26 protein-coding genes are annotated in these 26,029 nt (G+C 60.9%); 4 read left to right on the forward strand and 22 right to left on the reverse strand.

All coding sequences use genetic code 11. The features are described from left to right. Nucleotides 1-197 precede the first annotated feature (197 nt). The gene (locus K419_RS0119560; protein WP_026843013.1) at nucleotides 198-2,240 is read left to right on the forward strand and encodes a sodium-translocating pyrophosphatase; all 2,043 of its coding nucleotides are present in this window, start codon (nucleotides 198-200) and stop codon (nucleotides 2,238-2,240) included. Between the two features lie 540 nt (nucleotides 2,241-2,780). On the opposite strand, the gene glgA is transcribed toward K419_RS0119560, so the two are convergent. The 4 genes from glgA to clpB all read right to left on the reverse strand — a co-directional run bounded on the left by glgA (nucleotide 2,781) and on the right by clpB (nucleotide 9,400). Then, a complete protein-coding gene (glgA, locus tag K419_RS0119565) occupies nucleotides 2,781-4,337 on the reverse strand; it encodes a glycogen synthase GlgA (protein WP_026843014.1) in 1,557 nt (518 codons plus the stop codon). Nucleotides 4,338-4,420: 83 nt separating this feature from the next. Beyond that, complete coding sequence (locus tag K419_RS0119570) at nucleotides 4,421-5,680, reverse strand: M48 family metallopeptidase (protein ID WP_026843015.1); 1,260 nt, start codon at nucleotides 5,678-5,680, stop codon at nucleotides 4,421-4,423. A 146-nt stretch (nucleotides 5,681-5,826) separates the two neighbouring features. Then, nucleotides 5,827-6,690: a hypothetical protein gene (locus K419_RS0119575; protein ID WP_026843016.1), complete on the reverse strand. Its 864-nt coding sequence runs from the start codon at nucleotides 6,688-6,690 to the stop codon at nucleotides 5,827-5,829. Nucleotides 6,691-6,805: 115 nt separating this feature from the next. Then, complete coding sequence (gene clpB, locus K419_RS0119580) at nucleotides 6,806-9,400, reverse strand: ATP-dependent chaperone ClpB (RefSeq protein ID WP_026843017.1); 2,595 nt, start codon at nucleotides 9,398-9,400, stop codon at nucleotides 6,806-6,808. A 251-nt stretch (nucleotides 9,401-9,651) separates the two neighbouring features. Here clpB and K419_RS0119585 point away from each other — a divergent pair, with 251 nt between their 5' ends. Then, nucleotides 9,652-10,215 (forward strand): hypothetical protein, encoded by a 564-nt coding sequence (locus K419_RS0119585; protein WP_026843018.1) that lies wholly within the window; start codon nucleotides 9,652-9,654, stop codon nucleotides 10,213-10,215. 120 nt (nucleotides 10,216-10,335) lie between these two features. Here the strand turns inward: K419_RS0119585 and K419_RS0119590 are convergent, their stop codons facing one another. After that, nucleotides 10,336-11,406 (reverse strand): branched-chain amino acid aminotransferase, encoded by a 1,071-nt coding sequence (locus tag K419_RS0119590; protein ID WP_026843019.1) that lies wholly within the window; start codon nucleotides 11,404-11,406, stop codon nucleotides 10,336-10,338. A 236-nt stretch (nucleotides 11,407-11,642) separates the two neighbouring features. On the opposite strand from K419_RS0119590, the gene rpoH reads away from it, so the two are divergent. Continuing rightward, complete coding sequence (gene rpoH, locus K419_RS0119595; RefSeq protein WP_026843020.1) at nucleotides 11,643-12,500, forward strand: RNA polymerase sigma factor RpoH; 858 nt, start codon at nucleotides 11,643-11,645, stop codon at nucleotides 12,498-12,500. Between the two features lie 222 nt (nucleotides 12,501-12,722). Here rpoH and plsY read toward each other — a convergent pair whose 3' ends face one another. The 4 genes from plsY to K419_RS0119615 form a co-directional block, all read right to left on the reverse strand. Then, nucleotides 12,723-13,304 (reverse strand): glycerol-3-phosphate 1-O-acyltransferase PlsY, encoded by a 582-nt coding sequence (plsY, locus tag K419_RS0119600; protein ID WP_012529009.1) that lies wholly within the window; start codon nucleotides 13,302-13,304, stop codon nucleotides 12,723-12,725. A 161-nt stretch (nucleotides 13,305-13,465) separates the two neighbouring features. Further along, a complete protein-coding gene (locus K419_RS0119605; RefSeq protein ID WP_026843021.1) occupies nucleotides 13,466-13,903 on the reverse strand; it encodes a MauE/DoxX family redox-associated membrane protein in 438 nt (145 codons plus the stop codon). Beyond that, nucleotides 13,900-14,394 carry a rhodanese-like domain-containing protein gene (locus tag K419_RS0119610; RefSeq protein WP_026843022.1) on the reverse strand — a complete coding sequence of 165 codons (495 nt, stop codon included), beginning with the start codon at nucleotides 14,392-14,394 and terminating at the stop codon, nucleotides 13,900-13,902. Before K419_RS0119610 ends, K419_RS0119605 begins: the two co-directional genes overlap by 4 nt. Nucleotides 14,395-14,523: 129 nt before the next feature. Beyond that, nucleotides 14,524-14,964 carry a UPF0158 family protein gene (locus tag K419_RS0119615; RefSeq protein WP_026843023.1) on the reverse strand — a complete coding sequence of 147 codons (441 nt, stop codon included), beginning with the start codon at nucleotides 14,962-14,964 and terminating at the stop codon, nucleotides 14,524-14,526. 123 nt (nucleotides 14,965-15,087) lie between these two features. Here K419_RS0119615 and K419_RS0119620 point away from each other — a divergent pair, with 123 nt between their 5' ends. Continuing rightward, nucleotides 15,088-15,807: a UDP-2,3-diacylglucosamine diphosphatase gene (locus K419_RS0119620; RefSeq protein WP_026843024.1), complete on the forward strand. Its 720-nt coding sequence runs from the start codon at nucleotides 15,088-15,090 to the stop codon at nucleotides 15,805-15,807. Here K419_RS0119620 and K419_RS0119625 read toward each other — a convergent pair. From K419_RS0119625 to K419_RS0119685, 13 genes are all read right to left on the reverse strand, one after another. Beyond that, nucleotides 15,804-16,034 carry a CxxCxxCC domain-containing protein gene (locus K419_RS0119625; RefSeq protein ID WP_026843025.1) on the reverse strand — a complete coding sequence of 77 codons (231 nt, stop codon included), beginning with the start codon at nucleotides 16,032-16,034 and terminating at the stop codon, nucleotides 15,804-15,806. The genes K419_RS0119620 and K419_RS0119625 overlap by 4 nt on opposite strands. A gap of 9 nt (nucleotides 16,035-16,043) precedes the next feature. After that, a complete protein-coding gene (locus tag K419_RS0119630; protein WP_026843026.1) occupies nucleotides 16,044-17,381 on the reverse strand; it encodes a penicillin-binding transpeptidase domain-containing protein in 1,338 nt (445 codons plus the stop codon). Between the two features lie 33 nt (nucleotides 17,382-17,414). After that, on the reverse strand, nucleotides 17,415-18,755 hold the full coding sequence (locus K419_RS0119635; RefSeq protein ID WP_026843027.1) for a YihY/virulence factor BrkB family protein: 1,341 nt from the start codon (nucleotides 18,753-18,755) through the stop codon (nucleotides 17,415-17,417). Nucleotides 18,756-18,860: 105 nt separating this feature from the next. Then, nucleotides 18,861-19,175 (reverse strand): YtxH domain-containing protein, encoded by a 315-nt coding sequence (locus tag K419_RS0119640; protein ID WP_026843028.1) that lies wholly within the window; start codon nucleotides 19,173-19,175, stop codon nucleotides 18,861-18,863. Between the two features lie 4 nt (nucleotides 19,176-19,179). Then, nucleotides 19,180-19,575: a DUF948 domain-containing protein gene (locus K419_RS0119645; protein WP_026843029.1), complete on the reverse strand. Its 396-nt coding sequence runs from the start codon at nucleotides 19,573-19,575 to the stop codon at nucleotides 19,180-19,182. Between the two features lie 115 nt (nucleotides 19,576-19,690). Beyond that, entirely contained in the window at nucleotides 19,691-20,548 is an 858-nt protein-coding gene (locus K419_RS0119650; RefSeq protein WP_026843030.1) for a cytochrome c3 family protein, read from the reverse strand. A 354-nt stretch (nucleotides 20,549-20,902) separates the two neighbouring features. Further along, complete coding sequence (gene gspN / locus K419_RS0119655; protein ID WP_026843031.1) at nucleotides 20,903-21,739, reverse strand: type II secretion system protein GspN; 837 nt, start codon at nucleotides 21,737-21,739, stop codon at nucleotides 20,903-20,905. Further along, nucleotides 21,736-22,281: a hypothetical protein gene (locus K419_RS0119660; protein ID WP_026843032.1), complete on the reverse strand. Its 546-nt coding sequence runs from the start codon at nucleotides 22,279-22,281 to the stop codon at nucleotides 21,736-21,738. Before K419_RS0119660 ends, gspN begins: the two co-directional genes overlap by 4 nt. Continuing rightward, nucleotides 22,278-23,564, reverse strand: a complete 1,287-nt coding sequence (gene gspL / locus K419_RS0119665) for a type II secretion system protein GspL (protein WP_026843033.1) — start codon at nucleotides 23,562-23,564, stop codon at nucleotides 22,278-22,280. Before gspL ends, K419_RS0119660 begins: the two co-directional genes overlap by 4 nt. After that, nucleotides 23,564-24,490 carry a type II secretion system minor pseudopilin GspK gene (gene gspK / locus K419_RS0119670; protein WP_026843034.1) on the reverse strand — a complete coding sequence of 309 codons (927 nt, stop codon included), beginning with the start codon at nucleotides 24,488-24,490 and terminating at the stop codon, nucleotides 23,564-23,566. The genes gspL and gspK overlap by 1 nt, the downstream gene beginning before the upstream one ends. Further along, nucleotides 24,487-25,110 carry a type II secretion system protein GspJ gene (locus K419_RS0119675; protein WP_035497642.1) on the reverse strand — a complete coding sequence of 208 codons (624 nt, stop codon included), beginning with the start codon at nucleotides 25,108-25,110 and terminating at the stop codon, nucleotides 24,487-24,489. Before K419_RS0119675 ends, gspK begins: the two co-directional genes overlap by 4 nt. Then, on the reverse strand, nucleotides 25,100-25,444 hold the full coding sequence (locus K419_RS0119680) for a prepilin-type N-terminal cleavage/methylation domain-containing protein (protein ID WP_026843036.1): 345 nt from the start codon (nucleotides 25,442-25,444) through the stop codon (nucleotides 25,100-25,102). The genes K419_RS0119675 and K419_RS0119680 overlap by 11 nt, the downstream gene beginning before the upstream one ends. Further along, complete coding sequence (locus tag K419_RS0119685) at nucleotides 25,441-25,971, reverse strand: prepilin-type N-terminal cleavage/methylation domain-containing protein (RefSeq protein WP_026843037.1); 531 nt, start codon at nucleotides 25,969-25,971, stop codon at nucleotides 25,441-25,443. Before K419_RS0119685 ends, K419_RS0119680 begins: the two co-directional genes overlap by 4 nt. Between the last annotated feature and the right edge of the window lie 58 nt (nucleotides 25,972-26,029).

The raw sequence follows: 26,029 nt of genomic DNA on the forward strand, positions 1-26,029 counted from the left end.
GCGTATACGCGATCAGGGGTAGTTGGTCAGCAGTTAAAAGCGCAAAACATTTAATCTTTTCGCACCGTAGATAATGAATTAGATTGACAAAAGGCACGCTTTTCGATAACAATCACCCGTTTTTATGAAAGGATTTATACTGCGCATAGGGAAGTCACGCCTTTTTGAGGCATATCTAAATAGGAGGATTTTTTTCAATGGAACAGTATGCAGTAGTCTTCGCCCTGGCTTGTGCCGCGGCGGCAGTGGCCTACGGTCTTATCTCGGCCCAGTGGATCTTGGGGCTTCCCCAGGGTAACGAGCGGATGCGTCAGATCGCCGCAGCCATCCAGGAAGGGGCAGGGGCCTACATGAAGCGTCAGTACACCATCATCGCGGTGGTCGGCGTCGCCATGTTCGTCGCACTCTTCGCAACCCTCGGCTGGAAGACCGCGGTCGGCTTCCTGGTCGGCGCAGTCTTCTCCGGCCTCACCGGCTTCATCGGGATGTTCGTCTCGGTCCGCGCCAACGTGAGGACCACCGAGGCTGCCAAGTCCGGCATCCACAAAGCGCTCAACGTCGCTTTCAAGGGTGGTGCGATCACCGGTATGCTGGTTGTCGGTCTCGGCCTTCTGGGCGTTGCAGGCTACTACATGGTGCTTCAGCAGATCATGCCGGGCGCTCCGGTCAAAGAAATCGTCGGCCAGCTGGTCGGCCTCGGCTTCGGCGGCTCGCTCATCTCCATCTTCGCCCGCCTGGGCGGCGGTATCTTCACCAAGGGCGCTGACGTCGGCGCCGACCTCGTAGGCAAGGTCGAAGCAGGGATCCCCGAGGACGACCCGCGCAACCCGGCAGTTATCGCCGACAACGTGGGCGACAACGTCGGCGACTGCGCCGGCATGGCCGCCGACCTCTTCGAGACCTACGCGGTCACCCTGATCGCCGCCATGCTCCTTGGCGCCATCACCTTCACCAACTCGGCTGCAGTAAACTACCCGCTGATCCTGGGGGGCATCTCCATCATCGCCTCCATAATCGGCACCTACTTCGTCAAGCTCGGCGGCTCCGGCAAGATCATGGGCGCGCTTTACAAGGGGCTCATCGCTTCGGCCGTGATCGCCTGCATCGCCTTCTACTTCGTGACCGTGCAGATGTTCCCGCAGGGGCTGACCACCGCCACCGGCGCCACCATCAGCGCCCTCAACATCTTCATCTCCGCCATCGTCGGCCTCGTGGTTACCGGTGCCATCTTCTGGATCACCGAGTACTACACCGCCACCGAGTACGCTCCGGTCAAGCACATCGCCGAAGCCTCCAAGACCGGCCACGCCACCAACATCATCGCCGGTCTCGGCGTTTCCATGAAGTCCACCGCCCTTCCGGTTATCGTCATCGCTGCCGGCATCGTGGTCGCCTCCAACTGCGCCGGGGTCTACGGCATCGCTATCGCGGCTGTGTCCATGCTCTCCCTGACCGGTATCGTCGTCGCCATGGACGCCTACGGCCCCATCACCGACAACGCCGGCGGCATCGCCGAGATGGCTGAACTGGACGATTCCGTCCGCGCCGTTACCGACCCGCTCGACGCGGTCGGCAACACCACCAAGGCCGTCACCAAAGGCTATGCCATCGGCTCCGCAGGCCTTGCCGCGATCATCCTCTTCACCTCCTACGTGCAGGAGCTGACCATCGCCGACAAGAGCTTCTCCCTCTCCGATCCGTACATCATCGTCGGCCTCTTCATCGGCGGCATGCTCCCCTACTACTTCGCAGCTATGTGCATGGAAGCCGTCGGTAAGGCAGGCGGCGCGGTCGTAGACGAGGTTCGTCGCCAGTTCCGCACCATCAAGGGGATCATGGAAGGCACCGGCAAGCCGGACTACGCCGCATGCGTCGACATCGTCACCAAGACCGCTCTCAAGGAGATGGTCATCCCGGGTCTCATCCCGATCCTCGCCCCGATCGTCGTAGGCTTCACCCTCGGGCCCAAGGCTCTGGGCGGCGTGATCGTCGGTTCCATCGTCACCGGTATCTTCGTGGCTATCTCCATGACCACCGGCGGCGGTGCATGGGACAACGCCAAGAAGTACATCGAGGACGGCTATCACGGCGGCAAAGGTAGCGAAGCCCACAAGGCGGCAGTTACCGGCGACACCGTAGGCGACCCGTACAAGGACACCGCAGGCCCTGCGGTCAACCCGATGATCAAAATCATCAACATCGTCTCCCTGCTCATCGTTCCGCTGCTGAACAAGATGTAGCAACAGGCTTTGGCTGAAACTAAAAAGGCGTCCCGGATTTCCGGGGCGCCTTTTTAGTTTCCCCTCGGTGCCAGCGGGATCGATCCGCATCCAATCCGAAGGGGCATTTACACAAGATCCTTTATACGCCCCCCGAAAGTGGGATTCGGGTAGGGAATAGTAAAGTCTCGCGGAGAATTGTGCAATTCCGATTCGGAATTAACAATTCCGGCTCGGGTTTAAGCAATTCTGATTCGGGTTTATGCTATTTCGATTCGAGTTTGTGCAATTCCGGTTCGGGTTTATGCAATTCTGATTTGGGAATTGTTAAATCGATTTGAAAATAGTGAAATTCTGCTCGGAATAGTGCTATTTGATCTGGAATAGCGCTATTTGACTTGGAATAGCGCTATTTGACTTGGAATAGTGCTATTTGATTTGGAATAGTGCTATTTGATTTGGAATAGTGCTATTTGATTTGGAATAGTGCTATTTGATTTGGAATAGCGAAAAGCTGCTCCGCAGCGCCCCATTTCACTCGCAACAGCGCAGCCCGCAGTCTCAGGGGGTGTTGCAACCGGGAATGGTGGGGCGATTGCGGAATTCCCGAGGGGTAAGTCGAGAGGTGGTCTGCCCGTACCGCTCCTCGCCCAGCTTTCTTCTCATTGCCTCCAGGTAGAGCCGCTCGTACTTGGCGGCCGCGTCCTCCCAGGTGAACCTCTTGGCCATGGCGTTTTGCCTGAGCGAGTGGATGCCTTCCTTGTCCTGGTACCAGGTGTGTACGGCCCAGCCGACGGTGTCGAACAGGGCGCCGGCGTTCAGGTCCCAGAACTTGAAACCGTCCCCGCTGCGGGTTTGGGCATCTAAGTTCTGCACCGAGTCGTCCAGCCCGCCCGTGGCGCGCACGATGGGGATGGTGCCGTAGCGCATGCTGTACATCTGGTTCAATCCGCACGGCTCGAAAGCCGAGGGCATCAGGAAGAAGTCGCACCCACCCTCTATCTGGTGGGCGAGCGCGTTGTCGTAGCCGATACGGCAAGCGAAACGGTCGGGGCGCCCGGCGGCCATCCCCCCGAAGTAGAAGTGAGCCCAAGGCTCGCCCGCCCCCAAGAGCACGAGCTGCACGTCGAGTTCGAGGATCCGTGGCAGCGCCTGGGCCAGCACGTCTATCCCCTTTTGCTTCACCAGGCGGGACACCATTCCTATCAGCGGCACGTCTTCACGCTCCGGAAGCCCCAGCGTGCGTTGCAGCTCGCGCTTGCACACTCCCTTCCCCGCAAGGTCCCGCGCGCTGTAGTTGGCCGGAAGCAGCGGGTCCCCCTCAGGGTTCCACTCCTCATAGTCGACGCCGTTCAATATCCCGGAGAGTTCCCCCGCCCGTTCCCGCACCACACCTTCCAGCCCCCAGCCGTATTCCGGCGTCTGGATCTCCCGCGCATACCCCTGGCTCACCGTGTTGAGGAGCGTGGCGTGGTAGATCCCCCCTTTCAGGAGGTTCACCTGGTTCTCTTTTTCCAGCTCCAGATAGGTGAAGTGCTCCCATCCGATCCCGAGCACGTCCATGGCTCCTTCGTAGAAGCTTCCCTGGTGCTGCATGTTGTGGATGGTGAGTAGAGACGCCGACTGCGAGAGGTACTGGTCGTGCCGGTACCAGCTGTTCATCAGAACGGGGACGGCTGCCGTATGCCAGTCGTGGGCATGCACCAGGTCCGGTGTGAAGCGGATCATCTTGCACAGTTCCAGGCTCGCCTTGGAGAGGAAGATGAAGCGGTTGTCGTTGTCGAGATACCCCTTGTTGTCCCGTTCGTAAAGGGAGTCCCTGCCGTAGAACTCCTCGTGCTCCAGGAAGTAGATGGGGACGTCGCTGCCGGGGATGCGCCCTTCCAGGACGCCGCAGTACATCTCGCCGATGATCCCCATCGGCACGACCAGCGCGCCCGGGAGTTGGCGCAGCCGGTAGCGGTCGCGGTCCACCTTGTAATAGCGGGGCATCACCACCCGGACGTCATGCCCTCTGGCTTCGAGGTATTTCGGGAGAGCGCCGACGACGTCGGCAAGCCCGCCTTCCTTGGCGAAGGGAACTGCTTCGGAAGCGGTAATGAGGATGTTCAGACGCATATGGATCGGCTCCTGTGGCTTATCTTTGTGGCCAAGGCCTCAGAAAAAATATCATGCAAAATGAGCGGCGCAATTGATCCCTGTTAATTATTCCGACGCTCGCCGGTGGACGCCATGGCCCTCAGGGCGGCTACCCTCTCCACGACGGGGGGATGGCTGTAATAAAACCCGGCATACAGCGGGTGAGGATGGAGGTTCGAGAGGTTCTCGCAGGAGAGCTTGACGAGGGCCGAGGCGAGGGCGTGCGGAGCCCCGCTGAGCTCTACGGCGAACCGGTCCGCCTCGCGCTCGTTGCGGCGGGAGAGCCAGGAGCCGACGGGGGTGAACGGGAAGGAGGCGATGGAGAGGATGAAGCTGACCAAGAGCACCTGGGCCGGGAAGGAGGCCTCTTGGTGGCCGAAGAGTCCCGGGAGCCCACCCCAGCCGATCAACTGGTGCACCAGGAAGAAGACCGCGAGTGCCACGCTCTCCATGAGGAGCAGCTGCTTCCAGATGTGCCCCTTCTTCCAGTGGCCGGTTTCGTGCGCCAGGATGGTCAGCAACTCCTGGCGATCCATCTGCTTCAGGAGGGTGTCGTACAAAACGATCCTCTTCACATGTCCTATGCCGGTGAAGTAGGCGTTGGAGTGGAGGCTGCGGCGGGAGGCGTCCATCTGCAATACCCCCTTCACCTCGATCCCAGCCCTGTCCAGCATGACCCGTATCTCCGCCTCCAACTCGGGATCGGACAGCGGCTCGAACTTGGAGAAGAGCGGCTCGATCACGTAGGGCGAGAGGTAGATCATGGTGATGGAGAAGAGCGCGAAGAAGCCCCAGACCCAGAGCCACCAGAGTTCCGGGGAGTGCCGGACCAGCAACAGTGCCGCGCTCACCAGGATTCCCGTGAGAAGCGCCGAAATGAGCATCGACTTGAAGAAATCGGAAAGCCAGAGGCCGGGCGTCGTGGTGTTGAAGCCGTAGCGCCGCTCCAGTCGGAAGGTGCTGTAGAGCGAGAAGGGGATCTCCAGGACGCTCTGCGCCAGGAAGATGAGAAGCATGAAGGTGAGCCCCCGGACCAGGTAAGAGCCGGAAAGGGAGGCGATCCAGTGGTCGTAAAGGGGGAGCAAAGGGGTGAACAGGAAAACGAGAAGCAGCGCGCTGTCGTAGATTGACTCAACGAGACCTACCCTGTGCTGCTCCAGGGTGTAGCGCGCCGATTTAGCCAGCGCCTCCTGGTCTATGGCCCCGGCGAACCCCTCGGGTATAGTGGTGCCGTACCGCTTCAGGTGGCGCAGGTTCAGGTAACGCAACAGGTAGGCGACGGCAAAGCGAACCAGGAACAGGGATATCAGGAGGGTCTTCATGGCGGCCTCTTTAGTTGGGTTTAGTCCGTTTCTGTCCGGGCAGCTCAGCAAGCGGCCGGGGATAAGTTTTCCACTCCGGGGCTTCTTGACTAAAAAAGGCCCCCCGTCATAGGCGGGGGGCCTTCGTTTGCTCTCTTCGGGCGGCGTTACTTCTTGACGCTCCCTTTTTCGATGATGGCGGTGTACTTGTAGCCGCCGCCGAAATCCTTGTCTTTGGCGAGCGTGCCGGAGACCGTGATGATGTCCCCTTCTTCAGCCAGATCGGTCGTGGTGACCACCAGATCGTTGGTCTTCTTCTTCGCGTTGCCGGTGCCGTCCTGCAGGTGGATCCAGTTTTTGCCCATGATTCCGGAGGCAACCTTCACTACCTGGCCCTTGACGACGACCTGCTTGCCGTTCAGGGAGCCGCGCTTGGAGAAGATCTCCTCGACGGTGTAGGCGTTGGCGCCGGTGGCCTTTGCCACCTTGATTGGGCCTGCAGGCGCTTTCTTCTCGCTGGCGGCGGGTTTTGCCGAGGCGGTCTTGGCGCCTGCGATCTCGGGAGAGCCGCAGAACAGGATGTCATCGAACTTGCGGTTGAGCGCCTTGCTCTGGAAGCCGCCCATGGACATGCATCCCTTGAAGGAGAGGGTGTCCCCTACCTTGGTAGGAAGGACGGGATAGGCGACCCAGGTCTTGGTCCCACCGCTGTCGATGTTGGCGTAGGTGTATCCCCCGCCGTCCATGGTCTCCACGACCTTGCCCGCAGGGTTCAGGTTGGGAGGCGGTGCTGCCGCTGCGCCTTCTGCAGCGGGGGCGGCCCCTCCGCCCATCATCATGTGACCGCTCTTGGAGACCGATTCCTTTATCGCCTCGACTTTGGACGCTTCGACTTTGGGCGCCTCGACTTTGGACGCCTCGGCTTTGGACGCCTCAGCTTTTTCGGGGGCCTGCGGTGCGTCAGCGCAGGTGCCGGCTACGGGCAGTGCGAGTGTGAGTAATACCGACATGATTGTTGAGTAACGTTTCATTCAGGAACTCCCCCCAGGGTAGGTGCCGCAAGCGCGGCGCAAAGCAGCAGCTTTGCGCCGCGTACACTATCAGCTTTGCCGATAGTTGGCAATTTATTAATTACCGTTTACAGCATCAGGCCTTTTTCCCGATGGTCAGGGAGTCTCCCTGCGCCGAGAGGTCGACCTCCACTACGTCGCCCGGGGCGAACTTGTTCTCAAGCAGCATGAGCGCCAGCGGGTCCTGGATCTTCCTTTGCAACGCGCGCTTGAGCGGCCTTGCCCCGTAGGCAGGGTCGTATCCCTCCCGCGCCAGGAATCCGCGCGCTTGCTCGGTCACCTCCAGCCCGAGCCCCTTTTCCTCCAGCCTTTTTGTGAGCGACTGCAACTGGATGGAGACGATTTCCTTGATCCTTTCCAGCGGCAGCGAGTGGTAGATGACGATCTCGTCGACCCGGTTCAGGAACTCGGGCTTGAATGCCTCCCGCAGGGTCTCCATGACCTCGCTTTGCATTTTTCCGTAGTCGGCGGCCCCGTACTGCTGGATCCACTGCGAGCCCAGGTTGCTGGTCATGATGATGACCGAGTTCTTGAAATCGACCGTCCGCCCCTGGCCGTCGGTGAGCCGGCCGTCGTCCAATATCTGCAGGAAGACGTTGAACACCTCGGGGTGCGCCTTCTCGATCTCGTCGAACAAGACGATGCAGTAGGGGCGGCGGCGCACCGCCTCGGTGAGTTGCCCTCCCTCCTCGTAGCCGACGTACCCGGGAGGGGCTCCGATCAGCCGGGCGACCGTGTGCTTTTCCTGATATTCGCTCATGTCGATGCGGACGATGGCCTGGTCGTCGTCGAAGAGAAACGAGGCCAAGGCCCGCGCCGTCTCGGTCTTGCCGACGCCGGTAGGTCCCAGGAAGATGAAAGAGCCGATGGGGCGGTTGGGGTCGGAGAGGCCGCTGCGGGCGCGCCGCACCGCGTTCGCCACCAGGGTGAGCGCCTCGTCCTGCCCTACCACGCGGCTTTTAAGCCGCTCCTCCATCTTGACCAGCTTGTCCGACTCGGTCTCCAGCATCCGGTTCACCGGAATGCCGGTCCACTTGGCCACCACCTCGGCGATCATCTCGGCATCGACTTCTTCCGGGAGCATCTTCTCTTCCTTCTGGACCGATTCCAGGGTGAGCCGCTTCTCCTCCATCTCCTTCTCGATGGCGGGTATCTCGCCGTAGCGGATCTCGGCGGTGCGGGCCAAGAGGCCGTCGCGCTCCGCACGCTTGGCTTCCTCGGCTTTTTCCTCCTTGCGCTGCTTCAGCTCCCCCAAATCCTTCAGGAGGTTGGTCTCCCTTTTCCAATGCTCGTTCAGCTTCGCCGACTGCGCCTTCAACCCGTTCAGTTCCTCCTCGAGCTTTTTGAGCCGGTCCAGCACCTTCGTGTCCTGCTCGCGCAGCATGGCCTGGCGCTCGATCTCGAGCTGGATGACGCGCCGGTCGATTTCGTCGATCTCGGTCGGCTTCGAATCGATCTCGATCCGGAGGCGGGACGCGGCCTCGTCGATCAGGTCGATCGCCTTGTCGGGGAGGAAGCGGTCGGTGATGTAGCGGTCCGAAAGGGTGGCAGCGGCGATGATGGCGCCGTCCTTGATCCGTATCTTGTGGTAGTTCTCGTACTTCTCCTTGAGCCCCCTGAGGATGGAGATGGTCTCCTCCACGCTCGGCTCGCCGGCGAATACCTGCTGGAAGCGGCGTTCCAGGGCGGCGTCCTTCTCGATGTGCTTGCGGTATTCGTTGAGGGTCGTGGCGCCGATGCAGTGCAGCTCTCCGCGGGCCAGGGCCGGCTTCAGCATGTTGGAGGCGTCCATCGCCCCTTCGGCGGCACCGGCTCCCACCAGCGTGTGCATCTCGTCGATGAAGAGGATGATCTTACCTTCCGAGCGCGCCACCTCCTTGATCACCGCCTTCAGGCGCTCCTCGAACTCGCCGCGGTACTTGGCCCCAGCGATCAGCGCCCCCATGTCGAGCGCCATGATCACCTTGTCCTTGAGCGATTCGGGGACGTCGCCCGAAACGATGCGCTGGGCGAGTCCCTCGACGATGGCGGTCTTGCCGACGCCAGGCTCCCCGATCAGCACCGGGTTGTTCTTGGTGCGGCGCGACAGGACCTGGAGCACCCTTCTTACCTCGTCGTCGCGCCCGATCACCGGGTCGAGTTTTCCCTGTCTGGCCAGGTCGGTGAGGTCGCGGCAGTACTTGGCAAGCGCCTGGTATTTCCCCTCCGGGTCCTGCTCGTTCACCGCCTCGCCGCCGCGCAGTTCTTTGAGCGCCGACAGGATCCCGTCGCGGGTGACCCCGTTCTGGCTCAAGAGCCGGGAACTCGGTGCGTCCTTCGCGGCCACCAGCGCCAAAAGCAGGTGCTCCGTGGAGACGAAAGCGTCGTGCATCGAGTCCGCCTCTTTCTGGGCCTGGTCCAGCACCCGGTTCAGCGTGGCGGAGAGCGACACCTGGGCAGCTCCCGTCACCTTGGGCAGGCGCTTCAGCGTCTCGTCGACGCTCTCGCGCAGCTTGGCCAGCGGCGCTCCTATTTTCTTCAAAAGGTCGGGGACGAACCCGCCCTCCTGGTCTATGAGGGCGAGCAGCAGGTGTTCTGCCTCGATGCTGCCGGCGGACATCTCTGCCGCTTTCTCCTGCGCCGTCACCAGTGCTTCCTGTGTCTTAACGGTCATTTTTTCCGGTCGTATCATGGGAGTGCCTCCTAAAGTCCTAGAAGAAGATAAGTAGGGGGATGGGTAGTGTCAAGGCTGGGCGAGGTTTTTAGCTTGAGAGTATGGGCGGGAGCGCCCGTAATGTCTGCCGCTTCGCCAATGCTTGTGGTGCGCGGCAAGATATGGCATTATCCGCACGGTACAAAGCGATCCGTAAGCAACTTTGCAGGCGCGGTGGTACCTGGTTCAGGCACAAGCAACGACGCTGTGAGATTGGTAGGGGAAGAATTGTGGCAAAGCTGACATTGAACGAAAAGGAACATGGCGTCGCGGAAGATCTGGAGCTGGATGCCGGGGACGAAGTCGCTGCCGCTATCGAGGAAGATTGGGACGATCCCATTCCGGATGATGATCTTTACTACGGGGATGACCCGGAAGAGGTTCTCGAAGATGAGCCGGACGACGCCGAGGAGCTGGTGTGGGACGGCGACGACCTGTCGAGGCCGGTGGTTCCGACGCCCGGATGCGCCGTCAGTTTCTTTGCCGACAACAAGCGTCATCACGCCATCTGTCTTGCCATCATCGGCGACGAGGTGCTCCTGGAGCATAAAGACGCCACCCGCTGTTTCCTCTTCATCGGCAAGGTGACGGAGATCGTGCCGCGCATCCGGCGCGGAGTCGTCTCTGCCACCATAACCGTCGGAACACTGAAAAAATGCCGCTACCACTCGGTTCCCAAGAAGTGGCTCCAGGAGATGATTCGGACGGGGCAGAGCTGGAAGGGGATGGAGGGTGGAGGAAAAGTGGCGCCCCCTCCGGGCGATCTTTTGAAGGGGCAGATGGACCTTTTTTGAGAGTTGGGAGAGACGCAGTGAGTTGCGTTTGGACACAGCAGCAGGAGGGCGGCAGCTCTTCTTCCTACAAATGACGATGGCCGCGCGGGAAGCACACGCGCGGCCATCCTGTTTTTGGGGCTAGACCTTCCTGATCCAGCCGAATCGGTCTTCGATCTTGCCGGTCTGGATCCCGGTCAGCGTGTCGTAGAGCACCTGGGTGTACTTCCCGACGCCGCCGTTGCCCACCTGGACCGTATCGCCGGCGTAGCTCAGGGTACCGACCGGGGTTACCACAGCGGCGGTGCCGCTGCCGAACGCCTCGGTGATCTTCCCGCTTTTCAGATCCGCCATCAGGTCGTTGACGTCTATGCGCCGTTCCTCGATCTTCAGGTTCAACGACTTGGCCAGGGTAAGCACCGAGTCACGGGTGATGCCGTTGAGTATGCTTCCTTCAAGCGGCGCGGTGACGATGGTGTCGCCGTAGGCAAAGAACATGTTCATAGAGCCGACTTCCTCGATGTAGCGCTTGTGCACGCCGTCGAGCCAGAGCACCTGATCGAACCCTTTCTTCTTGGCCTCGAGTCCCGCCTTGAGCGAGCTGGCATAGTTGCCGCCGGTCTTGGCCTCGCCGGTGCCGCCGGGGGTGGCCCTCACGTAATGGTCCTCCACCATGATCTTCACGGGGTTGAAGCCGTTGGCGTAGTAGGCGCCGACCGGGCAGAGTATCACGTAGAAGTAGTAGTGGTCCGAAGGCTTGATGCCGACATGCGGCTCCACGGCGATCATGGCGGGGCGGATGTAGAGGGAGGTCCCTTCGGCGCCGGGGACCCATTCGCGCTCGGCGGCCACCAACTGCTCAATGCCGCTCACAAAGAGTTCCTCGGGGATCTCGGGCATGCAGAGCCGGTCCGCTGAGTGGTTGAAGCGGCGGGCGTTCATCTCGGGACGGAAGAGAGCGATGGTGCCGTCCTTCCAGCGGTAGGCCTTGAGACCTTCGAAGATTTCCTGGGCATAATGCAACACGAGCGCCGCCGGGTCGAGCTGGAACGGCTCGTACTTCTTGATCCTGGCATCTACCCACCCCTGGCCGACCTTCCACTCGATCAAAAGCATGCGGTCGGTGAAAATCGTGCCAAAGCCAAGCTGTGATTCGTCTTTGAATTTCGCCTTTTTCTCCCCCTCGCTGAGGGGCACTATCCTGATTTCCATGTGGCAGAACCTCCGGTTTTCGGCGCCAGGCGTCGCTTTTATTCGATCTTTTCGTTTACCATATTCATGATAGGGGGCGCAAGCAATTTAACCCGCCGCAAGCCCCTGTTTCGGCCCCGGTTATTTCACGCAGGACCTTGATTTTTTACATGCTGCTTGTTATATTGTTAGCGCTCGCGAGAGCGGAGTGCTAACAGCAGGAGGCAAAACCTGCACTCACAGGGGGTAACAGTACTATGACACACAGCATGCCGGTACCTATCGACAACCTGACCCTTTACCTCGCGGAAATCAACCGTTTTCCGCTGCTTACGGCGGACGAGGAAATGGATTTGGCTGGCAGGTTCCGTCGCGAGGGAGACCTTGAGGCGGCGCACCGGCTGATCACCGCGAACCTTCGTTTCGTCGTGAAAATAGCAGGCGAATACCGTTCCTACGGGATGAAGATGCTCGACCTGATCCAGGAAGGGAATATCGGGCTGATGATGGCGGTGAGAAAGTTCGACCCGGACAAAGGGGTGCGCCTCATCTCCTACGCGGTCTGGTGGATCCGGGCCTACATCCAGAACCACATCATCTCGGCCTGGAGCCTCTTAAAGATCGGTACCACGCAGGCGCAGAGAAAGCTCTTCTTCAAGCTGAACCAGGCGAAGCAGGCGATCGTCAACATGACCGGCGAGGGCGACCTGCACGCGGCGGCGATTTCGCTGGACGTGAAGGACGACGAGGCCCGGGAGATGGAACAGCGCCTCCGGGGCGAGCTGTCGCTCGACGTCGAGATGTTCGAAGGCGAGGGGGGGGGGACCTTCCTGGAGAGCCTTCCCGACCTGCGGCAGAATCAGGAGGAGATGCTGGCCGAGCGCCAGGAGACCACCATCCTGGAACGAAACGTAGCCAGCGCGCTGGAAAACTTGAACGACAAAGAGAAGTTCGTCATCGAGCAGCGCGTAGCCGCGGAGGACCCGATGACCCTGCAGGAGATAGCCGATCACTTCTCCATCTCCCGCGAGCGGGTGCGCCAGATCGAAGAGGGTGCGCTCAAGAAGATGAAGCGCTTTCTCGCCCCGCTGGTGATGGAAGCCGAGGCGGCGTAACCGAAGCTGCCGCTGATACAACAAAATTTAAAAGGGCGCCTCCGTTTCCGGAAGCGCCCTTTTTTTATGCTGAAAATCTCCCCTGTGAAGAGGTTGATCGGGGAATGCCGGGAGGAACGGGATTATCTTTGCCCAGGAAGGTTTGTGGCGTCTGCCCGAAGTTCCTCGGAATTCGCTGAAGAGCCTTTGGGAAGCGGGGCCAGGGGGGATTTGCCTTTGACCTTAGGCCTTGAACTTGTTCTCCGTCCCGGCCGTGAGTCTCGCGATGTTCTCGCGGTGCTTGAAGATGACGATGCAGGCGATGACGACGGCCATGAGCACCAGCTTCACGCTCCCGCCGGTGGCCCACACCAGTACCGGAATCAGCGCCGCCGCCGTGATGGAGGCCAGAGAGACGTAGCGCCACTTGTAGAGCACCGAACCGAAGATGACGATGCCGAAGAGAACCGAGAGGGGGGAGGTGCCTAGGAAGACTCCCAGAGCGGTCGCCACCCCCTTGCCCCCCTTGAACCCGAGGAAGATGGTGTAGACGTGCCCCAGGAAAGCGCAGAGGCCTGCGGCCGCGATCCAGAGATCGGGGAGCCCGAGCCATCTGGCGACGAGCACAGGGACGAGCCCTTTCAGGCAGTCCCCCAGTAGGGTCAGTATGCCGAGCTTGCGGCCGATGGTCCGGTAGACGTTGGTGGCGCCGATGTTACCGCTGCCGGCCTCCCTGATGTCTACCCCCATGCTCTTAGCCAGGAGCAGGCCGGTCGGTACCGAGCCAAGGAGGTAGGCGCCTACCAGGAGCAATGTCTCGTTCAAAGAAAGGTCCCCCTGTTGCTTAATGAAAATACCGCGGCATCCTACAGTATTTTCCCTGAAACCGCAAGACCGGGGGCGGCGCCAAAATCCGAAGCGCGCCTGGGACAACCGCCGGCGTGGTGCGAAAAGAGAGCGACGCTTGAGGATTTCTGGAGGGGATGCTAGCTGCGGACTACGGGGGGAGAGGTTCTTTTTTCCTCGAACCAGAGCACGGCTCCTGCCATCGCCAGGAACACGGCATCCCGCGACAGGGCGAGCCAGGGGGAGGTCTTGCCCCCGCCGAAGCAACCGCAGTCGATGTCGAGCCCGCGCACGATCAGCGAGGCGAGAGCTGCCATGAAGACCACGTTCAGCGCCGCAACGATGAGAGCGCAGGCCCTGACCCGGTATCCCGTCACCAGCAGCACTCCGCAGATCAGTTCCAGGAAGGGAAGCACCGCCGCGGTGAAGTAGCTCCAGAAGTAGGGGAGGATCCGGTAGTTGGCCACGCTCCCGGCGAAGGTGGCCGGGTCGGCGATCTTCGGGAGCGCCGCGTAGATGAATATCCCGCCCAGAGCGATCCGGACGGCGACAGGAAGGTATCGCTTCACAGCGCTCATCGTTCCCCCTTCGCTACCGGGTAGCCCGCGTCCCGCCATTCAGGAAGTCCCCCTTCGAAAACGTAGACCGAGCCGAATCCGGAACCGATCAGGAGCTTTGCGAGCTCCATGCTGTCGTGGCAGGAAAAGCCATTGCAGTAGGCGATAACCACCGAATCCTTGCTGACTTTTTCCAGGAGCGGGCTCTTCCCTGAGCGCTTTTTGACCTCCTCGAGCGGCAGCGGCAGCGCGCCGGCGATGTGTTCCTCGCGGAAACTTGCGGCACTGCGTGCGTCTACCACCACCGCCTGCCCCGCGTCCAGCATCTCTTTGACCTGGGCGAGCCCGACCGGCATGGGAAGCTGTTCGCCCGCCTGCGCGGGGGCTGCCTGCCGCGTGGGGGCGCCGTGCCAGGCGTCGGCCAGAAGGGTCCGGTTCCAGAAGACGCCGAGCGCTGCAGCGACCAGGACGATCAGCGAAATTTCTATGATGGAAACAGTAGTTTTAGCCATGGGTTTTTGCACCGTTTATGAGCATCTGCGCCCCGCCGGGGACGGCTGGTCCCCGGGTAGGGACGATTCACCTGACAGATGTTACGCAAAAGAGATGCCGAGGTCAACGGTGCGATGAAAGGGCGGGGGCTAGTCGGAGTCGCGCTCAGGGGGGTAGATGTCGTGCTCCTCCAGCCAATGCGCGGCGCGTGTGGTGAGAAGCTCCTCCCGCAGCGCCTGGAAGCGCTCCATCTCCTCAGGGTAGAAGGAGAGGATCTCGTTGAGCTTTCCGTGCGAATGCCTCCCAGTGAAGGCCCGCACCAGCATCGCCTTCAAGCCGTCGTTGCCGATCCCCTGGATGAAGGCGTGCACCATCTGGCGTTCCTGACCGTAGTCGAAGGGAGGGATTTCGAGGTACCGCTCCTGGTTCTCCCCCACCTCTTCCCAGAAAGACTCGTCGTCGTACTCGGCCGGGACGGAGAACACCTCGCCGGTCTCGCGGTCGAGAAAATAGATCATCTCGGTGTCGCCGTTTTCGAAGGCCTCCATCAGGTCCTCCCAGACGATTTCCAGGTTGCGCATAGCGTGCATCGATACCTCTTCAACATCAGCTTTGTAGCCAGGGTCAAGATTAATACAAGGGAGCCGCAGGCTAAATGAGCCCTCGGCGCCTGTTCGCTTTACCAAAGTCGCATTTTTGTATATATTGCGCGCATGCGCAAGATCTTCATCGCCGATGCCCACCTGAAAAGACCGGAAGACCCCAACTACCGCACCCTGGTCCGGTTCCTGGAGAACCTCCCCGCCGACACGGAGACGCTCTATCTCCTGGGGGACATCTTCGAGTTCTGGATCGGCAACCCAGAGCCTGTGTACGGCCACTACCGGGAGATCGTCGACTGCCTGAAGCAGGTGAGGGGGCGCGGCGTGCGCATCGTCTACTTCGAAGGGAACCATGATTTCCATCTGGACCGCTTCTTCGGGGAAAAACTGCAGGCAGAGGTTCATCGCGCCGGAGCGTTGCTGGAAATCGGGGGGCAGAAGGTCTATCTGTGCCACGGCGACGAGATCAACCGCGAGGATTACCGCTATCGCGCCTTCCGGCTGCTGCTGCATAACCCAGTGGTGAAGGCGCTGGTCCCCATCTTCTCCAGGAGGATCGCGGACCACGCGGCGGCGGTGCTGTCGCGCCGCTCCAGCAGCAGGCACTCCTTACGCGAAAAGCGCTGGGACTACCGGGTCATCCTCGATTCCTTCGCCCGCAACCGCTTCGCCTCGGGGTGCGACGCGGTCATCACCGGCCATTACCACCTTCCCATGATAAAGCGGGAGCCGGGGCGCCTTTTCATCTCTTTGGGCGACTGGATCACCCACTATTCCTACGCGCAGTGGCTGGACGGCGAGTTCACCCTGGAGAGTTACCGGGAGAACTAGTCCACCCCGAAGAGCCTCAGGTAGTTGGCCACCCGCTTCTCCAGGGTCGGGGCCGCGATGGCCCGGCAGATGTCGTCGGGGCGGTAGCCGCGGCAGACCTTAGGGCGCTCCTCGTAGATGCCGCAGGCCAGACTCTCCATGAGGTGCGGGCATCTCTCCCCCGCCTTCTTCCCCAACGTGCTGATGTCCGGCGCAACGCAGCAGGTGCCGCACCCTGAACATTCCATTGCCGTCCCCTACCTGAAGAACGCCTCCAGCGCCTGCTCGCCGACCGAGGTCGCCTTGATGCGCCACTTGTTCCCGTTCACCACCAGCGCCGCGAGCGCTATCTGCGGGTCCTCCATCGGCGCATAGGCTGCAAACCAGCTGTAATGGCCGGCGGGATCGGTCCCGTCGATGGACCCGGTCTTGGCAGCGATGCTGACCGAGGCGAGCATACGCCTCCCCTTCCTGTCGTGGAAGGCCCGGCGCGAGGTGCCGCTTTGCACGGTGGTGGAGAGCATGCGCGCCATCGACGCAGCCGTCTCCGGCGTCATCACGGTCCTGAGCGCCTGCGGTTTGTGGGTGAACACCAGGTTCCCCTTGGCGTCGCGTATCTCCTTGGCGAAGCCCGGGGCCATCATGACGCCGCCGTTGGCGACCGCGGCCATCATGGCGGCGGCATGGAAGGGAGACGCCTTCACTTCGCGGTTCAGTCCCGCTCCCATCCGCATCAGCTCGTTTTCGCTGGAAGGCGCGGGGGCGGTGCTCGACATTATCGGGGCGCCGGGGAGCAGCGCCTGGTTGAAGCCGTAGCGTCCGGCGTACAACAAGAGCGGGTCTCGTCCCACCACCTCTCCGGCCAGCCTGCCGTACACGGGATTCACCGATTTACCCATGGCGACCGCAAGCGGCATCTGCTGGTTGCCGCCCCCGGGGCGCACCCGCCAGTACTTGGGGCTTTCCGAGGTGAGGCGGCCGTTGAAGGCAAAGGGGGTCTCCGGGGTTACCTTCTTGCTTTCCAGCGCGGCGGTCGCGGTGACGATCTTGAAGAGCGAGGCGAGCGGGTAAAGGTGGTAGCTGCCGTCCTTTTCCCAGGCAGGCTCGACCGAGGAATGGGAGACCATGGCGAGGATGCGCCCGGTTCTCGGTTCCATGGCGACGAACAGCCCATAAGGAACCTTGTAGTCGGACAGCACCTTCTCTACCCGTTTCTGCACGTCCTCGTTGATGGCGTACACCACCTGCCCCCCCTGCGGCAGGGGGGCTACGAGGGATCCCCCTTGCGGCTGGGCCTTGGGGTAGGCCTCCGCCGCCAGGCGGAAGGCGCTCCCTTGATCCAGGTTCTTAAGAGAGACCGTTTCAGCCGCGGCTGTCGGCGTGGCCGTTTTTGCGGGTGAGGAATTCAACACGGAGATGATCGGGTAGGAGGCTAGCAGTGCCGCGATGACCCCCAAGACGATGCCGTACCGCTTCTTGCGCGGCTTGTCGTCATCGTCCTGGATCGTCTTGAAGGCGTTGCGCCCTTCAAGTCTCTTGGCCCTGATTGATCTCTTGCTTCGGTTTTGTTTGTCTATGTCTTTGAAATCTTGCATAACCCGCTTCACGTCTGAAGTTTAATCGGGCCACTATATGTCAACTGCTCCCTCTTTGTCAACGCCGGTCGGACTCTTTTCTGGAGCCGCCAGATCCATCAGCGTACGCCCCTCCAGTGCCTTGGCGAGCGCAGCATCGACTGTTTCCACGATCTGCTCGGCCTGCTCTTCTCCGGAGATGGAAGCATAGGCCCCGCGGTTTCTCAGGGACAATAGCACCTCGGCGATGGTTACCCGGTTCAGATCCCGCGCCGGGTAGTAGCACTCCCCCTCGCCGGCGCAGACGAGGAAACCCTCCTCGCGCAGGTGCTCCAGCGTGTCCCGCACGAGGCGCAGCGGGATGTTCAGCTTGGCGGCCAGGTGCTGCTCACCCCATCCGGGGGATCCCCCGTAGAAAGCCTCCCCGATGTGCCGCAGCGCCGCGAGTGCTATCAGCTCCTGCAGTGTGGGGCTGATGCTCCTCCCACGGATGTCCCGGTGAAAGAATGCCCGGTTCTGGTGCGCCGCCACCACCTCCATGCCGAAGAGGACGATGATCCAGCTGACGTAGATCCAGACCATCAGTATGGGGAGCGCCGCGAGCGTGCCGTAGATGGCGTTGTAGTTGCCGGCCCCTACCTGGAAGTGGATGTAGGCCCACTGGGCGAATTGCCAGAGGGTTCCGGCGAGGACCGCCCCGATCAGGGCGGAGGTATAGCGGACCCGCGTGTTGGGGATGAAGATGTAGAGGAGAAAGATCGCCACCCAGACGCTCAGGTACGGGGTGAGGCCGAGCGTGAAGAGGAAGAGATCGCCCAGGTAGGTCCGCTCCATCAGCCACCCGATGAGCCATTTGCTCTGCAGCGTGGTGGTGATGCTGGTGGCGGCGAGCAGCAATAGCGGCGCGCTGATCAAAACGCTCAGGTAGTCGCTGAATTTCCGGTACAGGGAACGGGTTTCCTGTACCCCCCAGGCGACGTTGAAAGCCTCCTCCACGCTTGCCAGCATGCTGATGGCGGTGAAGATGAGAGCCGCGAGGCCGATGGCGCCGACCGAGCCCATGTTGGTGTTGCCGATGTAGGAAACCACCCGGTTCACCACCTCCTCGGAACCGGCGGTCACCTGTTTCAGGATCAGGGGAGCGAGCCGGTTCTGGGCGCCCAGCCCCTTCAGTACCGAGAAGGCGAGGGCCAGAAGCGGCACCAGCGACAGGACCGTCGTGAAGGAGAGGGCGGTGGCGCGCAGAAGCGAGTTGTTGGCCATGAAGTTGGAGAAGGTGAAGCTCAAGAACTGCAGCAGCCGGACCAACCTTCCCTTGAAGCCGCCGACGGCTAAGGGGTCGTACTCCCAGATGAGCCCGGTGGAAAAGGGCCTTTTATCGCTGGAATTTTTCATAATCCTTCCGCACCGATACCTTGCCGTGCGCCCGAGGCGCCGGGCCAAGGGCTACCTGCCACGAAAAAAGCCCACCTAGGTGGGCTTTTAAGGGGGCGGTCTCTGTTAGGGTTCCGCTTTCTGTTTTTCCTTTTCCCGCTCCATCGCCTCTTTGCCGGCCTCTATGGCCGAGGTGATGATGCCTTTCTTCTCAAGGACCAGTTCCTTACCGTCCTCGTAGCTGGCCCTGATCTTGTCCTGCGCCTCGTTGGCGTATTCCTTGATCTTGTCTACCGCGTCGTCGGCCAGATCCTTGATCTTGCCGCGCATTTCCTCGCCCGTCTTGGGGGCAAGCAGCAAAGCCGCCCCGATCCCTACGGCGGCGCCGGCAAGGAAGGAGAGGAGCATAGTACCGGTACCGATATCATTATCTTTGGACATGAAGTCACCCCCTGGTTTTTGTTTTGACTAGTCTATCAGCAATAAATTGACCCGCAACCTTAGCGCCCGTCAGCCAGACCGTATAGTTACTGGCGACGTTGCTGGCGATACCTAATACTTTGTTGATCATCCTTATGTTGTGGCCGGCATGGCCCAGCTCGCTCAAAAGCATGTTGACGCCGTCGGCGTTGGCTGCTGCTGAGCTGGTCACAACCTGGATGTCTGCTACCGTGTCGCGCAGATCCTTGATGAGCGGCTTCAGTTCCTGCTGCAATGAGTCCGTGGCCTCTTGCATCAAGACGGCTGCCTTCCTCAGTTCCGCGAGGACAGGTATCAGACACAGTGCCAATACCACGAGTGTCACCGCTGTCACTGCCGAGGTTATCTGTAGTAAGAGCATGCAATCCTCCTGGTACTGTTGGACCTATATTGTCGGTGTATTTTGATTCAGTGGAAGGGGGCAAAAGGGTCGGGGAGGCCGCCGGTGCGGCCTCCCCGATTAACTGCAGGAGTCGTTACTTCTTAGCCGGCTTGGCCGGTTTGGCTGCGGGCTTGCCTGCGGCCGGTGCTGCTGCCGGCTCGCTCCAGCGGTTCAGGTCGTGAGCGATGTTGTGGCACTCGCCGCATTTCGGGAACTTCGCCATGATCGCAGCCGGGTGCGGTTTCACGTGGCACTGGGTGCACTGCGGCACGGTCTTGTGCTTGTTCTGGTGGCAGAAGACGCAGGCGAGCTTGCTGTGCTTGGCGGGGCTCGATACCAGCAGGGTGTACGCCTTCTTGTGGCAGGCTGCGCACATCTTCGACGGTGTGTCGGACTTGTAGGTCACGTCGGTCGGCTTGTGGGCCTGGTGGCAGACCTTGCAATCCTTCTGGACGATGTCGGCGGAGTGGGACTTGTGGCACTGGGTGCAGTCCGGGATCCTGCCGTGAACGTTGTGGCAGAAGGAGCAGTTAAGAGCGGTGTGCTTGCTCTTGAACTGGCGCAGCGACTCGATCTGGGTGGTGTGGCAGGTGAGGCACGGATCGGTGACGTTGTTGCCGAACTTTATGTTCTTCGGAGTATGGGGGTTGGAGTGGCAGCCGAGGCAGCCCTGGAGCTTGTAGTGCGGCTTGCCTTCGTGGCACTGGCTGCACAGCGGGATCGGCTTCTTCACCTTGGGCGGGTGGCCTACGTGACAGTCCTGGCAGGTCACTTCGGTCTTGTGTTTGCCGCCTGCCTGGGCGATGGCCTTGGGTGCCGCGTCATGGCACTTCACACAGTCGCCGTTGGTGAGTGTTGCAGCAGCAGGTGCGATATCGGCTGCAGCTGCCGTTCCCACAAACGCAAACAGCGCTAAGGCCGATATTAGATTCAAAATTTTTGCTACTCTCATTGCCCCCTCCTTAGGTATAAAACATAGTTAATTATAAGCAAGGATTTATATAACGTCTCAAGGGGAGTTGTCAAGATATTAGGCGGTGAAAGAGGCCGTATATCGTGCTTCTTTGCCACGATTTCAGGTAAGGAACAGGAATAGCCGGATTGAGAATCTGGCATGACAGGAATAGCCGCTTGCCCGGAACGATCTTCAGCTTATGACAGTCTGGATGATATAACAGGAGATCGTTGCCTCGGCTGCTAGTTCAACGCCCAGTACGGGTGACGACACGCCGTATATTCGGACCCGCAAGGTAGAATGCGCGCAGTATGCTGTTAGCATTCGCGACGAATAATCTCCACTCCCGGTTCAGATGGAGGGGTGCGCCAGCGTGCCGCGGATCGGGATGCTGAAGGCGCCGGGGGAGCTTTGGTACTTGGTGAGGAGCAGGAATACGAACTTCTGCCGCTCCAGGAACGCGGGCTTGGGCATCATCTCCATGGTGAGGTTGAGCGGCGACGTTCCCAGAGGGTTGGCTAGCTGCGTGTCGCCGGAGATCCGCACGTAGATGCCGTCGCCGTTCAGGGTGAAGCTCTTCACGGCGGCGCGCCCCTTGTCGATCTTGAGTGCGCCGCGCACCTCGCGGTAGGCCGCGTCGGGAAGCGGCATGGAACCCACCTTGAGGCCGGCGATCTCGGCGCCCTTCACCTCCAGCTGCATATCGCCTTGCCCGCCGTCTTTGCCGGGGGCGAGCTTCCCGTTGAGACGCAGTTCTCCCTTGATGTTCGCCTCGGCCACGTTCTTGAAGAAGGGGATCTCCTCCAGGCGGACGCCGCGGCACTTAAGGTCCCAGGCGGGGCTTTTCCCGAGGAATATCTCCCCTTCAACTTCTCCGGTGCCGATGCCGCCGCTGCAGGCTACGGCCGCCTTGCCGGCTAACAGCGGGAGCAGTTCAAGGCGCAGCTTCGCGTCGCGCAACTGCAAAAGCGCCCCCTTCTCCGAGCCGATTTCCAGGGTGCGGGCCGAGAACCCGACCGGAAGTATCTTGCCGAAGCCGGTGCAGCGCAGGGTGTACCCGGCGTTGCCGCAGATCCGCACCAGGAGCCCTTCGATGGAGCGGCTGGGGACGAAGAGGATGGTCAGGAAGAAAAAGCAGGCGACCGCGGCAGGGATGCCGCAGGCAAGGTAAAGGGTGCGTCTTTTCATTTGCTTCCCGCAGGTGCCGGCTTGATGAGTGCGATGGTGAGCGCCAGGTCGAGCTTGGAGGGGTCGTCGAAGCGCTGCTTGATCGAGGCCTTCTTGACCGTCACCGGGCGCGCCCCCTTCTCCAGGCGGTAGATCAGGTTCACCGCCTCGTTGGCCGTGAGCCCCTCCATGCGCAGTTCGGCGGCGTCCTCGACGTAGCCGGGGATCTCCTCCCCCTTAACCGGTTTAATCTGGCTGGCGCGTCCCTTGATGCCGATCTCCTCCACGATCTTCGCCGGGGAGTCGTCGGGCCTGGTGGCCATGAGGCGGTTGGCGAGGCGCTGGGCGCCGGCGCTGGCGGTCTGGTAGCGGAGTTTCAGCTGCATCATCTCGGCGATGTCGGCCTCGCGCGCGGCGCGCTTTCTCACAAGCTTCGAGATGTTGCCGTTGATGACGGTGACGGCGACGATGACCGCCAGCACTACGGCGACGGCTATGCCCAGGCGTTGCCTGCTGCGGCTGTCCAGCCCCTGCAGGGCACTCACGATATCTTCCCTGCTCATCGGGTCACCCCCTTCATGGTCCCGCTCAGCGTGAAGGTGACGCTGCCGTCCGGGCGCGACTTGGTCTCGCTCACCTCGGCCTGGTCCAAAAGGGGCGCGGTGCGGGTCTTGAAGTCGTTGGCGGCCTGGAAGCTCTTGGCGTCCCCCTTGAGGCGCACCTCGGTTCCGGTCACCTCGGCCTCGTAGATTCCCCCCACGTCGTCGCCCTTGGCCAGTGCCACATCCTTCAAAAGCTGCAGCACGTTGCTGGAGGTCTTGGCCCCTTCCAGCCGCTTGATCTCGGACCGGATCTCGGACACCTCGTCGACCGCCTTCTTCCTGGTCGGGAAGATCTCCTTGTAGATCACGCTGATCGAGCGGTCGAGCGAGGCGAGGTCCTTTCTCACCAAGTAGTAGCGCACCCCGCTCTCGGCGATGATGAGGAGCACCAGGGCGGCAGCGAACATCATGGTGAGCCGCAGGCGCTGGTACAGTTTTTCGCTTCCCGCCGTGTAGGCGAGAGCCCCGCGGCGCAGGTTGATAGCGGAACCGTCAGCCGCCGCGACAGCGACGGCATAGGCGCCGGCCAGGTCGTGCGCCGCATGGTTGTCGTCCCCAAAAGCCTCGAAGAGCCCGGGGACAGCGGAGAGTCCTCCCCCCCCCTGGGTGTCTGCCGCATGCGAGATTACCTTGTCCACCTTGACGTTGCGGCCCATTTCCACGGCAGCCACGGTCCTGGCGATCTCGGACTCGCCGCAGTTCGCCGGCAGCGCCCTAAAGAAGATGGCAGCGCCGTCTTTATAAGCTGCGAAGGCCTCGCCGTCGCTTACCGCCACGGTGCCATGGGCCGGCGCCAGCCGGTTCCAGTGGAACAGCGAAGCCGTCACCATCTCCGGCTCCAGCCCGGCCTCCTTCAGCGTTTCGATCATCCCGGACAGCTCGCCCATATGCCCCCAGATGGCGAGCACCTTCCCCTCGGCTAGCGGCAGCGCGTCGAAGACCAGGTCTTCGGTATCGAGGGCGGTCTCTCCCTTCAGCTCCAGGGGGAGGAGGTCCCGAACCTTGGAGCGGTCCGTTATGGGGAGCTCGAGCTCCCGCATGAACAGCTGGGACGGGGGGACGGCAAGGATCACCCTGTGCTCACCCGCGGCCATGTTGCTGGTCTTCAGGATTCGGGAAAGCTCCCCTTCCTCCCCCGACAGGGCATGGCGCTCGGCGGAGAGGAAGTTCACCCCCCCCTTGCGGGCCTTGAAGGAGGCCAGGACCAGCTCGGTCCTTTTAAGCTGCACGATCAGCATATCCATCAATACTCTCTCCAATAAAGCACCACAGCGGAGTTATCAGTAATACGGACAACCGCCTCTGCCACTGCTACGCTCTCTCTCACCTTGCCCTCGACACGAATTCGGTACACGTTGCCGACATACGTGATTTTGTCCCAACTCGTAAATCCCTTATCGACTCCTGGGATGGATCCCAACTCCTTCTCATCTTTAATCCCCCGTGTTTTTCGGTAATCTAGGATTCGCTCGACTAGATCCTTACTCAGCCCCAGGGCTGCAAGCACTTCTTTCGTTGCAGTGTTTATGTTGATCCTAGATACGAGTTCGGTATCGTCGCCATACACAGTGATGCATGGTTTGAGTTTAGCAATGACGGACGGGGTGTATCCCTTTATAAGTGCTAACTCCTCGACAGTTTCCAACTTTTTGTTCTTTGCCGAATAAGGTGGGGTCAGGGTTTTGTAATAATTACTTTCCGCCGCTCCGTTGTCGTTGAGATCCACCCAATCGATCAAGGCAGCGGTCAGATCCGTCGGTTGCATCACCTCAGTTGAGATCTTTAGTTCTGTGAAGAGTTGGGTCGTCAGCTCTGTCCAGGTATTTAGAGTACCCATGTCGTTGGTAGCGTTGCTCAGGTTCAGCTTGCCGCTCTCCTCCTCAATGCTGATGCTAACCGTCCCTTCTCCCATGTCCAAAGACTGTGGCTGAGCCCAAAGGTCCAGAAGTGAAGTGTAGTTCCCGTCTGTTTTGCGCCTGGAATAGTACAACAGCATTTTCCCCGCCTCTACCCCCGACTCCGCCAGCATCCCCGCCTGTTGCGAGGCGACGAAGTTGTGGCTATGGGAGGTGTCGACGTAGACCTCGTTCACGAACTCCACCAGGAGCGCCACGAGGAGGGCCGTGACAATCAGGGTTATCACCAGGGCGAATCCCTTTTCCCCCCTCATGGTGTCAGCCTCTGCGTGGCGATGGTGCTGAATTCCTCGCCCCCCTTGAGCGTCACGGTCACTCTAACCTGTTTCGGCAAGAAAGAGTTCATCGGAATCCCGTTGACTTTCCCGGTGTCCCAGACCTTTACCCATTTGGCTCCATCCCAGCACTCTACGAGAAATCCCTCGATCTCCTCTATGACAGGATAGGCGGTGGACTTTACTCGGACATCGAGGTAAGGATCCCGGGACTCGCGCATCAAGGATAGATGTTGCCCGTCGTCCTGTTCCCGCACGAAGTAATCCACAAGGGTAAGACCAGAAGCCGGAGTAGGATCCACACGGGGGGGCGCAACCGTTGTGAACGCTATACGAGAGGTGGGCTTGCCGAAACTGTCCTGGTTTTCGACTACGAAGAGCAGCCTCTCGTTGTTTTTGTTGAAGAAGCAGGAAGAGAGCTCGTCGTGCAGCTTGCCCAGTGTCGTGGAGAGCTCACGGCGCTGCTCGATCCGCTTCCCCCCCTTTTCCCGCGCGGCCACCACCGAAAAATAGGTGCCGTACAGGGCGCCGGCGAGGATCACCAGGAGAGCCAGCGCGATCAGGAGCTCGATGAGGGTGAATCCCCTGTTATTGCGCATTTTGCGGTGCGTATTGCACAAGCGAAAGCCTCTTGGCGCCGTCGTTCCAGGTCACGGTTAGGCGGATCTGGTTCAGCGTCGGAATCTCGGTCTTGGTGATCTCGCGTACCCACTTGTGATTGGGGTGGTTCGGCGCGAAGTCCCCCTTGTTTTCGGCGAGCTTCCCGAACTCGGGGTCCTCCAGCTTCGCGCGCCCCAAAAGGACGGCGGTCGTCTCCTCCGCGTCGCTCCCTACCAGGGACAGGTGGTGGTTGAGCGAGGTGATCACGGTGAGGAGCACCCCGGCCGTGATGGCGAGCGCGATCATCACCTCCAGAAGGGTGAACCCTCTCACGAGTCGACCTCCTGGCGTCCTTCGAGCACCTTCACCTTCCCGCCGGACGGGTAGGCGATGACGGTGAATTCCTTCTCCCCCCCCTTGAGGTGGATGGTCATGCCGTCGCCGATTCCCCCGGGGCCGAAGGGGACCGTCACTTCACCCTCGGTCACCAGCCCCAGCGACGGGACGTTCACGTCCTCGATGTCGACCCCCTCTTCGACCAGCCGCCGGTTCATGAACTGGTCCCCGGGCTGCAGCTCTTCCCCCGAGGGGGAGAGCTGGGTGATGCGGGTGCTGTTGTCGTTGAGGTTCAGGTGCAGGCGGTAGACCTTCTTGGTGACGATGGCCTGGTCGTTCAGGAACCTGAGGCCGCTGCCGAGGTTGCGCGCCGAGTTTTTCAGCTTGGTCGCCTCGGTGTCCGGCAGGCGCGGGAACACGATTCCCGCGGCCAGCGAGATGATGAAGATCACCACCAGAAGCTCCAGGAGCGTGAAGCCTGCAGTACCGCGGCTTGGAATTTTACCCGTACTCTTACCCGCCAAAGACCCGTTGCTCCCGTCTATCCTCCCTCTCCCCTTGGGAGAGGGTCGGGGTGAGGGC

This window comes from Citrifermentans bremense R1, assembly GCF_000426865.1.
In the GTDB taxonomy this organism is placed as follows: domain Bacteria; phylum Desulfobacterota; class Desulfuromonadia; order Geobacterales; family Geobacteraceae; genus Geomonas; species Geomonas bremensis.